The organism is uncultured Amnibacterium sp., assembly GCF_964244015.1.
Classification (GTDB): domain Bacteria; phylum Actinomycetota; class Actinomycetes; order Actinomycetales; family Microbacteriaceae; genus Amnibacterium.
Map to the genome: position 1 here is coordinate 1 of NZ_CAXTHO010000090.1, position 12,229 is coordinate 12,229.

Consider the following 12,229-nt stretch of genomic DNA (forward strand, 5'->3'; position numbering starts at 1 on the left):
CCGCCGACTCCGCTCTGCTCGGCTGGTGGGGGTGCCTGTCCTACGAGTTCGGGGTCCGCGCTGCGGGGCTGCCGGTCGCTGACGACGACGCGCCGCTCGCATCGTTCGCGTTCGTGGACCGCGGGCTGACCTTCGCCACGGGCGAGGTCACGCTGATCGTGCTCGAGGGAGCGCCCGGCGCAGCGGGGTGGCTCGACCGGATGGAGGCGCGCGTCGCCGCGCTGCCGTCGACCCCGCCGGCCCCGCCTCCGGATGCCGGGGCGCGATGGCGATGGCGGCACGACCGGGCTGCGTACCTCGAACTGATCGCCGCGTGCCAGGCCGCGATCCGGCGCGGGGACGCCTACCAGCTGTGCCTCACGAACACGATCACCGTCGGTGTCGACTCGCCTCCGGATCCCGTCGACGTGTACCGCCGCCTGCGCGAGCTGACCCCGACGGCGCACAGCGGCGTGCTGCGCGTGGGCGACCGGTGGCTGCTGAGCGCGTCGCCGGAGCAGTTCCTGCACATCGACCGCGGCGGCACAGCCCGCACCCGGCCGATGAAGGGGACCCGTCCGCGGTCCGCCGATGCGGCGGCCGACCGGGCGCTGGCCGCGGACCTGCTCGCCAGCGAGAAGGAGCGCGCCGAGAACCTGATGATCGTCGACCTGATGCGCAACGACCTGTCGCGCGTCTCGCGGGTCGGCAGCGTCGCGGTCACCGAGCTGTTCGGCGTGGAGGCGTTCGGCTTCTCCCACCAGCTCGTCAGCACGGTCGAGTCCGTGCTCGACGCCGATCCGGTCGAGGCGGTGCTCGCGCTGTTCCCCGCCGGCTCCATGACGGGCGCGCCGAAGCACGCGGCGATGCGGATCCTCGGAACGCTGGAGGCGGGTCCGCGCGGCGTGTACTCGGGGGTGTGGGGTCGGCTGTCCGTCGACGGCAGCGTCGACCTGGCCGTCGTGATCAGGAGCATCGTGATGGAGGGGGACCGCGTGCGGATCGGCAGCGGCGGCGGCATCACGGCGCAGTCCGACCCGGCGGCGGAGTGGGACGAGGTCGTCCTCAAGGCCCGCTCCATGCTGCTGGCGGTCGGCGCGGATCCGGAGGGGTGATCCCTTCGAGAGCCTCAGGACATCGCTCGAGGCTCGCTGCGCGGTTCCTGAGGTCCTCGAAGGGCGCACCTCGATCAGCGGGGGCGGTCGCAGCCAGGTGTCGGACTGTGACGGCGCGACGGTGCGGGCGTCGGAGGGGCGCCGTACCGTTCCTCCCATGGCCGGTCCGCTCGATCTCGTGCAGCTGCGCACGCTGATCGCGATCGCGGACTGCGGCGGGTTCGGGCGCGCGGCGACCGCGCTGCACCTCAGCCAGCCGACCGTCAGCCAGCACGTCCGGTCGCTCGAGAAGCGCCTCGGCAGCCCCGTCGTCGAGAAGGACGGCCGCCGCGCTCGCCTCACCCCGACCGGGGAGCGGCTGCTCGCGGAGGCGCGGCGCATCCTCGCCGTCCACGACGACGCGCTGGACCGCCTCGAGGCCCCCGACGAGCGGCCGCTCGTGATCGGCTCCACCGAGACCACCGCGCACCAGGTGCTGCCCGAGCTGCTCGGCACCATCCGGGAGGCGTTCCCCGGCCGCCGCGTGCAGTTCCGCATCGACCGCTCCACTCGTATGCAGGAGGGTGTCGCCCGCGGCGAGATCGACGTCGCCGTGCTCCTCGGCATCGGCGAGGGTCTCGCCGGCACCGAGCTCGGCGTGCTGCCCCTGCACTGGTGGGCCCGCAGCGCGCAGGCGCCCGCCGGTCCGGTGCCCGTGGTCGCGTACGTCGAGCCGTGCGGCATGCGCGGCCGTGCGCTCGAGCGCCTCAGCGAGGCCGGTCGCATCGCCGAGGTCGTCGCGGAGTCGCCGACGTTGGAGGGGGTGCTCGCGGCCGCCCGCGCGGGGCTCGGGATCGCGGTGCTGCCCTCCGGCGACGACGCACCCGCCGGTCTCGTGCGCGTCCGGGGTCTGCCGGATCTCGGTACCGCGAGTGTCCGCCTCATCGGCCGACGCGGCGTCGACCCCGCCGTCGAGGCGACCGTCGCCGAGGTCGCGACCGCGTTCTTCGCAGGCGCCCCTGCCCGACCCGATCACCGACTCGAGCGAACGATCGCGGTGGCCGATCGGTTCCCATCACGCATCGCACTTGGACGCGCGACGAAGCCGGCCGTAGCGTGGTCCGCATGACGTCCATCGCCGCTGTGCCCGTGCGCTCCGCACGGATGCCGTCGATGCGACGGATGACGGCACGGCGGATGATGGCCGGGCGAATGATGACGGACGGGCGCTGTTCGATGCGCGCCTGTCCCGCCTCCCGCTGAGCCGCACCAGCGCTCCGCCGCCCCGCCACTGATCCGGCCCCAGCCGCCGATCGGGGCAGGCGGTCGCCGTTTCGTGCCGTCCACCTCCGTCGCCGCATCCGGCGGCGGTCCTCCCGTGCGCCGCCGTGCGCCAGAAAGGCCTCCGGCATGCCCATCTTGATCTCGCCCGACGAGCTCGCCGCGCTGCAGCACGTCCGCATCCTCGACGTCCGCTGGCGCCTCGACCGCCCGGACGGCCGGCCCGAGTACCTCGAGGGGCACCTGCCCGGCGCCGTCTACGTCGACCTCGACACCGAGCTCGCGGCGCACGGGCGGCCGGAGGACGGCAGGCACCCGCTGCCCGCGGTGGAGGCGCTGCAGGCGTCCGCGCGCCGCTGGGGACTGCGCGCCGGCGACACGGTCGTGGTCTACGACGACCTGAAGAACCTGTCGGCCGCCCGTGCCTGGTGGCTCCTGCGCTACGCCGGCGTCGCCGACGTGCGGCTGCTCGACGGTTCGCTGCGGGCGTGGACCGCCGCGGGCCTGCCGCTCGAGACCGGCGACGTGCAGCCGGAGCCGGGCGACATCGATCTCACCTACGGCGCACTTCCCACGATCGACATCGACGGCGCCGCCGCGTTCCCGGAGGGAGGCGTCCTCCTCGACGCCCGCGCCGGCGAGCGCTACCGCGGGGAGGCCGAGCCCGTCGACCCCCGGGCCGGCCACATCCCCGGCGCCCGGAACGCGCCGACCACCGGGAACGTCGGCCCCGACGGCCGCTTCCTCGACCCCGCCGCGCTCCGCGCCCGGTTCGCCGAGGTCGGCGTCGTCGACGGGGTGCCCGTCGCCGCCTACTGCGGCTCCGGCGTCACCGCCGCGCACGAGGCCGTCGCCCTCACGCTCGCCGGCTTCGCACCGGCGCTCTACCCCGGCTCGTGGAGCCAGTGGTCCAACCAGCCCCGTCCCGTCGCCACCGGCGACGCCCATCTCGAGAGCGAGCAGTCCGCATGACCGTCGAATTCATCTCCGCCATCAACGTCAACCAGGCCAACGAGCTGAACGGCCGCACCGGCGCCGCGATCGACCTGCCGTGGCTCAAGCGCTACGCGCGCACGCTCGACGACTACGGCTTCGACTACTCCCTCGTGCCCTACGGCTCGAGCTTCCACGACCCGTTCACCATCGCCGCCGCGTTCACGCAGGTGACCGAGCGCCTCCGCCCGATCGTCGCGCTGCGCCCGAACACGATCTACCCCACTGTCGCCGCCAAGGCGCTCGCCACCCTCGACCAGCTGTCGGAGGGGCGCGCGACCGTGCACTTCATCGCCGGCGGCGACGACCACGAGCAGGCGCGGGAGGGCGACCGGCTCGGCAAGCAGCAGCGCTACGCGCGGCAGGAGGAGTACATCCGCATCCTCCGCGACGTGTGGACGCGGCGGGAGCCGTTCGACCACGCGGGCGAGTTCTACGCGTTCGAGGACTTCGTGTCGCACGTCGTCCCGGTGAACGGGACCATCCCGATCTCGGTCGGCGGCTCCTCCGACGACGCCTACCGCCAGGGCGGCGCGCTCGCCGACATCTTCGGGCTGTGGGGTGAGCCGCTCGCCGACACGCAGGAGCAGATCGACCGCATCGATGCCGCCGCTCGTGCCGTCCACCGGGTCGACCGCCCGCGCATCTGGGTCACGTTCCGGCCGATCATCGCCCCGACCGAGGCGCTCGCGTGGGAGAAGGCGGAGCGGATCCTCGGCGTGCTGCAGGACCGCGCGTCGAAGGGGAACCTGTGGCGCGCCAAGCGTCCGGACGGGCGCCCGGCGAACGTCGGGTCGCAGCGACTGCTCGACATCGCCGCGCGCCAGGACGTGCACGACCGCGCCCTGTGGACGCCGACCGCGACCGCGACGAACGCCGGCGGCGCCTCCACGGCCCTCGTCGGGACGCCGGAGACCGTCGCCGCCGCGATCCTCGACTACGTCGACCTCGGCGCCGAGTTGATCTCGATCCGCGGGTACGACAACTTCAACGACGCGGTCGACTACGGCCGCTACCTGCTCCCGCTCGTCCGGGAGGAGCTGGCGCACCGCGAGCGCACCGGCGAGCGCGGCACGCTGCAGACCGAGCACCCCGGCGCCCTCACCGAGGACCTCGCGCCCGGCCTCCTCGTCAGGGCCGCGTCATGAGCGCCGTCGCCGAAAGCCCGGTGCGGATCGCCGCGCCCGACCTCTCGGACGAGGCGCTCGCCAGCGTCCGGGACGCGCTCGCCGTGCACGCACCCGAGGCCGACCGGACCGGGGACTTCCCGTGGGCGGGCATCGGGATCGTGCACCGCGCCGGCCTGCTCGGCCTCGGCATCGGCGCGCGCTACGGCGGCCCGGGCCTCACCGCGACCGATGCGGTGCGCGTGTTCCGGGCGCTCGGCGCCGGCGATCCCGCGGTCGCGCTGATCACCGCGATGACGGTGCTGCAGCACGACCTGCAGGCACGCGCGCCGTGGTGGCCGGAGGAGGTCTACCGCCGGCTCGTCGCCGACTCGGCCGAGCGGCCGCAGCTGCTGAACGCGATCCGCGCCGAGCCGGAGTGGGGTGCTCCCGCCCGCGGCGGGCTGCCCGCCACGACGATCCGGCGCACCGCGGACGGCTGGGTGCTGAACGGCCGCAAGGGCTTCGCGACCGGGTCCGAGGGGCTCGCTTACCACCTGGTCTGGGCGGCGACGGAGGACGCCGAGCCGCTCGTCGCCCACGCGATCGTGCCGGCCGACACGGCCGGCGTCCGCATCGAGAAGACGTGGGACCACCTCGGGCAGCGGGCCACCAGCACGCACGACGTGGTCTACACCGACGTGCGGCTGCCTGTCGAGGCGTTCGACGGTCGACCGGCGACCGAGCAGGGCGCCTTCCCGTTCGTCGGCGGCCTCGCGGTACCGGCGCTCTACGTCGGCGTCGCCGATGCGGCGGCAGGCTGGTTCGTGCGGTTCGCGAACGAGCGGGTGCCCACCTCGCTCGGCCGGCCGATCGCCACGACGCCGAACATCCGCGCCGCCGCGGGGGAGATCGCCGCGCAGCTCGCGATCGCCGACGCCGTGCTGTCGAACGCCGCGGCCGCCGTCGACCGCGGTGATCCGGCGGCCGGAGCGCTGCTCGCGCCCGTGAAGCTGCTCGGCACCCGCGCCGCGATCACCGCGGTGCAGACCGCCGTCGCGGCGCTCGGCAACGCGGCGCTCACGCGCCGCCACCCGCTCGAGCGGCACCTCCGCGACGTGCTCGCCTCCCGCGTGCACCCGCCGCAGGAGGACGCCGCGCTCGCCGCGCTCGGCGTCCGCCTGCTGGCTGTCTGATCCCGCCCACCCGCCCTGACCCTCCCTTCCACCACACAGCACCGAAGGAATCCGCCATGACCCTCCCTCTGCGCCGCCGACGATCCGTGCGGATCGCCGCGATCGCCGTGCTCGCCGCCGCCACGACCGTGCTCAGCGCCTGCTCCGCCGGCGGCGGCACGACCACCGCCGCCGACACCGGCACGCCCGTGAAGGGCGGCACCCTCAAGCTCGCGTTCTGGCCCGACAACCCGAACCTGACCTCGATCGACCCGTTCCAGATCTACTGGATCGAGACCCGCACGGTGCTGCGGAACGTCGTCGACTCGCTGACCGACCAGGACCCGAAGACGGGTGAGCTCGTGCCGTGGCTCGCCACCGATTGGAAGGCCGAGGACAGCAACACGAAATTCACGTTCGACCTGAAGCAGGGCGTGACGTTCAGCGACGGCACCCCGTTCACGGCGGACAGCGTGAAGCTGGCGTTCGACAGCGACGCCGCCGAGGCGAAGGCGATCCCCGGCGTGTTCGGGGCGTCGTACATCTCGGGCTATGAGGGCACGAAGGTCGTCGACGACGACACCGTCGAGGTGACCTTCGCGAAGCCGAACGCGGCGTTCCTCCAGGCGACGAGCACCACGACCCTCGGCATCCTCGCCGCGAGCTCCTACGCGAAGACCGCGGAGCAGCGCAGCGCCGGCGAGATCATCGGCAGCGGCCCCTTCACGCTGGACTCCTACGCCCCGACGAAGGGCATCGAGCTCTCCCGCCGGACCGGGTACGACTGGGCCTCGAAACTGAACGCGCACCAGGGCGACGCCTACCTGAAGCACGTCTCCGTCAGCTACGTCGCGGAGGACAGCGTCCGTCTCGGTCAGCTCACGAGCGGTGCGATCGACGTCGACTGGCCGCGCAACCCGTTCTCGGCCCCGAACCAGCAGGTGCTGACCGCCTCCGGCGACACGCTCGAGCAGCGGTCGCTCCCGGGTCCGTCGTACACGCTGTACCCGAACGTGTCGGCCGGCCACGTGCTCGCCGACCAGGTCGTGCGGCAGGCGCTGCAGAAGGCGATCGACCGGGCCTCGTACGCGAAGACGATCTTCGGGGCGAAGTACCCGATCGTCACGAGCCTGTTCGACACGACGACGCCCTTCTACTCCGACCGGTCCGGCGCCCTCGGCTTCGACCTGGCCGGTGCCACGGCGCTGCTCGACGGCGACGGCTGGAAGGTCGGCTCCGACGGCTACCGCCACAAGGGCGGGAAGACGCTGACGATCGACTACCCGACCAACGCGACGTTCCCCGGCGACCAGCTGCTGCAGGACCAGCTGAAGCAGGCAGGGATCAAGCTCGACATCCGGGTCGAGACCGCAGCGCAGTGGGCCGCGGACCGCGCCGCCGGGAAGTACGACCTCGGCGTCTCCTACCTCACCCGCGCCGATCCCTCCGTGGCGCAGTCGATCCTCGACACCCGCTACGCCACCGCCGCTGTGTTCGCGCAGAACGCCGCATCGGCCGAACAGCAGCAGAAGATCCAGTCGCTGTTCGACCAGGGTCGTGCCGCGGAGTCTAACGACGCCCGCGACACCGCCTACACCGCGCTGCAGCAGTACCTGATCGACGACCAGTCGCTCGCGTTCCCGCTGTTCGAGCGCGTGCAGCACGTGGGCGTCTCGTCGAAGGTGCACGGGTTCCGGTTCACGTCCGAGGCGTTCGGCTCGTTCTCCGACATCTGGCTGGCGAGCTGACCGTGGGCCGCACCCTGCTCGGCAGAGCCCCGCTCATCAGATACGTGCTCGGACGCATCGCCCAGGCGGTCGTCGTCCTGTGGGCCGCCTACACGGTGAGCTTCGCGGTGCTCTACCTGCTGCCCGGCGACCCGCTGTCGATCATGCTGGCGGCCAACAACACCGACATCGGCTCGCTGTCGGCGGCGGAGCTGCTCGCGGCCCGGCACCGGTACGGGCTCGACCAGCCGGTGCTCGTGCAGTACGGGAACCTGCTGCTGTCAGCGCTGCACGGCGACTTCGGCACCTCGTCGTCGCTCGGCGGGTCCGTGGTGTCGGCCATCGCGATCCGGCTGCCCGGGACCCTGGCGCTCGCCTCGGTCGCCGTGCTGCTGGGGGCGGCAGGCGGATACGCGATCGCCTACCTGGGTGCCTGGATCCGGTGGCGCCCGGCGAAGCTGCTCGTCGAGCGGCTGCCGGCCGTCGGGATGAGCGCACCCGGGTTCTGGGTCGCGCTGCTGCTCATCCAGCTGTTCGCGTTCCAGCTGCACTGGTTCCCCTCCACGGGGTCGGAGGGGATCGGCAGCGTCGTGCTGCCGGCGGTGACGCTGGCGATCCCGGCGGCCGCCGTCATCGCGCAGGTGCTCGGTCGCGGCCTCGACCACGAGTGGTCGCAGCCGTACGTGCAGACGGCGCTCGCGAAGGGGCTGTCCGTCTCCTCCGTGCAGCTGCGGCACGCGTTGCGGAACGCGGCGCTCCCGGCGATCACGATCCTCGGGCTCGTCATCGGCAACACCGTGACCAACGCGGTCGTCGTCGAGACCGTGTTCTCCCGGCAGGGCGTCGGGCAGCTGGCGCAGCAGGCGGTGCTCGCGCAGGACATCCCCGTCGTCCAGGCGATCGTCGTGCTGGCGGCCGCGCTGTTCGTGACCGTGAACCTCCTCGTCGACCTCGTCTACCCGCTGCTCGATCCGCGGGTGGTGCAGCACCGCCGCGCGGCCGGGAAGGTGGCGATCGCATGACGCAGGTCGTCGCGCGGCCCGTGGAGCGGGAGGCGACCCTCATCGACCCCGTCGCCGCGCCCGTGCTCCGCCGGCCGCTGCCCCTCCGCCTCCTGCTCGCGGTGGTCCGCCACCCGGCGAACACGCTCGCGGTGCTGATCGTGGCGTTCGCGATCGCCAGCGCGTTCGTGCCGTGGCTGTTCGCGTCGCAGAGCTCGACGGCGACGGATCCGGACGCGGTGCTGCAGTCGCCGACGGCCGCGCACTGGTTCGGCACCGACGAGCTCGGCCGCGACCTGTGGGCGCGGGTCGTGAGCGGCTCGGCCCTCACGATCCACGCGACCCTGATCGCGATCGGCATCGCGCTCGTCGTCGGGCTCGCGCTCGGGGTGCTGTCGGGCTTCGTCGGCGGGGTCGTCGATGCCGTCCTCATGCGCGCCGTCGACGTGCTGCTCGCGATCCCCGGCCTGCTGCTCGCCCTCGCGATCGTGACCGCCCTCGGCTTCGGCACCGTGCCGGTCGCTGTCGCGGTCGGGATCGGCATCGTGCCCGGCTTCGCCAGGACCACCCGCGCGGAGGTGCTCCGCGTCAAGACGCTGCCCTACGTCGAGGCGGCCCGCGTCGGCGGCGCCCGCTGGGGGAGCATCGTCCTCCGGCACGTGCTGCCGAATTCGTGGGGCCCGGTGCTCGTGCTCGCGGTGCTCGACTTCGGTGCGGCGATCCTCGCGATCGCGAGCCTCTCGTTCCTCGGCTTCGGTGCGCAGCCGCCCGCCGCCGAGTGGGGCTCGCTGATCGCCGACGGCCGCGCCTACCTGATCACCGCGCCGTGGGTCTCCCTGCTGCCCGGCCTGCTGGTGGCGCTCGTCGTCTTCAGCCTCAACCACCTCGCCCGCGTCCTGGAGGCGCGTCACCGATGACCGAACCGATCCTCTCCGTCAGCGGGCTCCACGTCACGTACGGAACGAACCCAGCCCGCGACCACCCCGCTCTCGGCGGCGTCGACCTCGAGGTCCGCGCGGGGGAGCGGGTCGCGGTGGTCGGGGAGTCCGGCTCCGGGAAGTCGACGCTCGCGCTCGCGGCGCTCGGCCTGCTGCCGCGGAACGGACGGGTCGAGCGCGGCACGATCCGGCTCGGCGGCACCGACATCACCCACGCACCCGACCGTGTGCTGCGGGGCTTGCGCGGTCGCGTCGCCGGCTTCGTGCCCCAGGACCCGGCCGTCTCGCTGAACCCGACCCTCCGGATCGGCCCGCAGGTCGCGGAGGCGGTGCGGCGCCGCGGCGTCCGCGAGCGGCACCTCGTCGAGGCCGGGGTCGTCGCCGCGCTCGAGGCCGCCGGGCTCGACCGGCCCGAGCTGCGCAGCCGCCAGTACCCGCACGAGCTCTCGGGCGGGATGCGGCAGCGGGTCCTGATCGCGATCGCCCTCGCGGGGCAGCCGCAGCTGCTGATCGCGGACGAGCCGACCAGCGCGCTCGACGTCACGGTGCAGCGGCGGATCCTCGACCATCTCGAGGAGATCGCGGCCGACCGCGGCATCGCACTGGTGCTCATCACGCACGACCTCGGTGTCGCCACCGACAGGGCCGAGCGGCTCGTGGTGCTCCGCCACGGCCGGGTCGTCGAGCACGGTGCGACGGCGGCAGTCGTGCAGCATGCGACCGAGCCGTACACGCGGGCGCTGCTGGGCGCCGCGCCGCGCACGGACGTCGTGCCGCCTGTCCTCGATCCCGTCGCGCGCACCGTGCTGCGGCTCACCGGGGTGAGCAAGTCGTTCCGGCTGCCCGGAGCACCGCCCCTGCAGGCGGTCGACGGCGTCGACCTCACGGTCCGCGCCGGCAGCACGACTGCACTCGTCGGCGAGTCCGGATCCGGCAAGTCGACGACGCTGCGCATCGCGCTCGGCCTCGAGCGGGCGAGCGCCGGCACGGTCGAGATCGACGGGCGCGATGTCACGACCGCCTCCATCGGCGCGTGGCGCCCCCTCCGGCGCCGCATCCAGCTCGTGCAGCAGAACCCCTACGGGTCGCTCGACCCGCGGTTCCGCATCGCGGACACGATCACCGAGCCGTTGCGATCGTTCCGCGTCGGCTCCCGCGCCTCGCGGCGGCGCCGGGCGGAGGCGCTGCTCGACCTCGTCGCGCTGCCGCGCACGGTCCTCGCGCGCCGGCCGGCCGAGCTCTCCGGCGGGCAGCGGCAGCGGGTCGCGATCGCCAGGGCCCTCGCGCTGGAACCCGAGGTGGTGCTGCTCGACGAGCCGGTCTCCGCGCTCGACGTGTCGGTGCAGGAGCAGGTGCTGCAGCTGCTGGAGCAGCTGCAGCGCGACCTCGGGGTCGCCTACCTGATCGTCTCGCACGACCTCGGCGTCGTCGGCCGCATCGCGCACGAGGTGGTGGTGCTGCGACGCGGCCGCGTCGTCGAGGCGGGGCCGACCGCGCGGGTGTTCCGGGAGCCGCAGGACGCCTACACCGCCGAGCTGCTCGCCGCGGTCCCCGGGCGCCGCCTGCTGCAGGGGGCGCAGCGATGAGCCGCTCCGTCGTGATCGGCGCGGGCGCGATCGGCGCGCTGCTGGCGGCTCAGCTCGAGCTGGCAGGGCGGGAGACGGTGCTCGTCGCGCGGGGTGAGGCGCTCGCCGCGATCCGCGATCGCGGTGTCGTCGTGGCCAGGCCCTCCCGCACCGAGACCGTGCCGGTCACCGTCGCGGGCGGGCCGGAGGAGGTCGACCTGCGACCTGATGACGTGCTGTTCCTCGCCGTGAAGGCGCAGGACGCGGACGCCGCCCTCGCCGCGTGGGCGTGGCGCCCGGTCGGACCCGACGGCGTCGCCGCGGAGCTGCCGATCGTGACGCTGCAGAACGGGCTGGCGGCCGAGGAGGCCGCGGCGCGACGGTTCGCCCGGGTACTCGGCGCGACTATCGCGATCGCCGCACAGCACCTCACCGCCGGTGAGGTCGCCAGCCCCGCGGAGCCCGAGGTCGGCCTCGTCTGGCTCGGTGCGCACGGCGGCGGCACCGACCCGCTCCTGCAGCCGATCGCCGCCGACCTCCGGGCCGCCGCGTACGAGGTGACGGTCACGGACGACATCGGCGCGGTGAAGGCGTGGAAGCTCCTCGGGAATCTGGGGAACGCGCTCGACCTGTTCGACGGTGCGGAGGAGGACCTCGCGACCGCGCGGCGCCTGCTGCGGAACGAGGCGCTGGCGGTGTATGCCGCTGCGGGCATGCCTGTCGCGGCGATCGACGTCGCCGACCTGCGGCTGCAGATCGGCGAGGTCCCCGGCTATCGCGGCGGCCGGCTCTCCACCTGGCAGAGCTTCGCGCGGGGCACCTCCAGCGAGGTCGACTTCCTGAACGGCGAGATCGTCCTGCTCGGACGGCGCACGGGGATACCGACGCCGGTCAACGCGCTCGTGCAGCGCACGCTCGGCGAGCACGCGGCCCGCGGCCACGGGGTCGAGCTGGTGCATCCCGTGGAGGCGCTGCTCTCGGCCGGCCGTCAGGAGGTCGCGGCATGAGGTTCCTCACGCTCGACCTGCTCGGCGCCTCCGGCCCGATCGACGAGCCGCCGATCTCGCCGCCGGAACGATTCCGTCGCGTGGTGGAGGACGCGGTGCGCGCGGAGGAGCTCGGCTTCGACGGCGTCGGCATCGGGGAGCACCACCAGGCGGGCTTCCTCTCCTCGGCTCCGACGGTCGTCCTCGGCGCGATCGCCGCCCGCACCAGCAGGATCCGGGTCGTGTCCGCCGTGACGGTGCTGAGCCTGCTCGACCCCGTCCGCGTCGCGGAGGACTTCGCGACGCTCGACAACCTGGCTCCGGGACGGGTCGACCTCATCGTCGGCAAGGGCAACACCGCGGAGCAGAACGCGCTCTTCGGCG

11 protein-coding genes are annotated in these 12,229 nt (G+C 73.7%); all 11 read left to right on the forward strand.

Annotation, left to right across the window (positions count from 1 at the left end; all coding sequences use genetic code 11):
- On the forward strand, positions 1–1,094 hold a 1,094-nt coding region (locus tag ACFE67_RS10680; RefSeq protein ID WP_375406859.1), incomplete at its 5' end, for an anthranilate synthase component I family protein.
- 157 nt (positions 1,095–1,251) lie between these two features.
- Positions 1,252–2,202, forward strand: coding sequence for a LysR family transcriptional regulator (locus ACFE67_RS10685; protein WP_375406860.1), 951 nt, complete (start codon positions 1,252–1,254; stop codon positions 2,200–2,202).
- A 281-nt stretch (positions 2,203–2,483) separates the two neighbouring features.
- Positions 2,484–3,326, forward strand: coding sequence for a sulfurtransferase (locus tag ACFE67_RS10690; RefSeq protein ID WP_375406861.1), 843 nt, complete (start codon positions 2,484–2,486; stop codon positions 3,324–3,326).
- The gene (locus ACFE67_RS10695; protein WP_375406862.1) at positions 3,323–4,495 is read left to right on the forward strand and encodes an LLM class flavin-dependent oxidoreductase; all 1,173 of its coding nucleotides are present in this window, start codon (positions 3,323–3,325) and stop codon (positions 4,493–4,495) included. The genes ACFE67_RS10690 and ACFE67_RS10695 overlap by 4 nt, the downstream gene beginning before the upstream one ends.
- Positions 4,492–5,649 carry an acyl-CoA dehydrogenase family protein gene (locus tag ACFE67_RS10700; RefSeq protein ID WP_375406863.1) on the forward strand — a complete coding sequence of 386 codons (1,158 nt, stop codon included), beginning with the start codon at positions 4,492–4,494 and terminating at the stop codon, positions 5,647–5,649. The genes ACFE67_RS10695 and ACFE67_RS10700 overlap by 4 nt, the downstream gene beginning before the upstream one ends.
- Before the next feature lie 56 nt (positions 5,650–5,705).
- The gene (locus ACFE67_RS10705; protein WP_375406864.1) at positions 5,706–7,376 is read left to right on the forward strand and encodes an ABC transporter substrate-binding protein; all 1,671 of its coding nucleotides are present in this window, start codon (positions 5,706–5,708) and stop codon (positions 7,374–7,376) included.
- Between the two features lie 2 nt (positions 7,377–7,378).
- On the forward strand, positions 7,379–8,377 hold the full coding sequence (locus ACFE67_RS10710) for an ABC transporter permease (protein ID WP_375406865.1): 999 nt from the start codon (positions 7,379–7,381) through the stop codon (positions 8,375–8,377).
- Positions 8,374–9,273, forward strand: a complete 900-nt coding sequence (locus ACFE67_RS10715) for an ABC transporter permease (RefSeq protein ID WP_375406866.1) — start codon at positions 8,374–8,376, stop codon at positions 9,271–9,273. Before ACFE67_RS10710 ends, ACFE67_RS10715 begins: the two co-directional genes overlap by 4 nt.
- Positions 9,270–10,880 carry a dipeptide ABC transporter ATP-binding protein gene (locus ACFE67_RS10720; RefSeq protein WP_375406867.1) on the forward strand — a complete coding sequence of 537 codons (1,611 nt, stop codon included), beginning with the start codon at positions 9,270–9,272 and terminating at the stop codon, positions 10,878–10,880. The genes ACFE67_RS10715 and ACFE67_RS10720 overlap by 4 nt, the downstream gene beginning before the upstream one ends.
- Entirely contained in the window at positions 10,877–11,866 is a 990-nt protein-coding gene (locus ACFE67_RS10725; protein ID WP_375406868.1) for a ketopantoate reductase family protein, read from the forward strand. The genes ACFE67_RS10720 and ACFE67_RS10725 overlap by 4 nt, the downstream gene beginning before the upstream one ends.
- On the forward strand, positions 11,863–12,229 hold a 367-nt coding region (locus ACFE67_RS10730), incomplete at its 3' end, for an LLM class flavin-dependent oxidoreductase (RefSeq protein ID WP_375406869.1). The genes ACFE67_RS10725 and ACFE67_RS10730, both read left to right, overlap by 4 nt.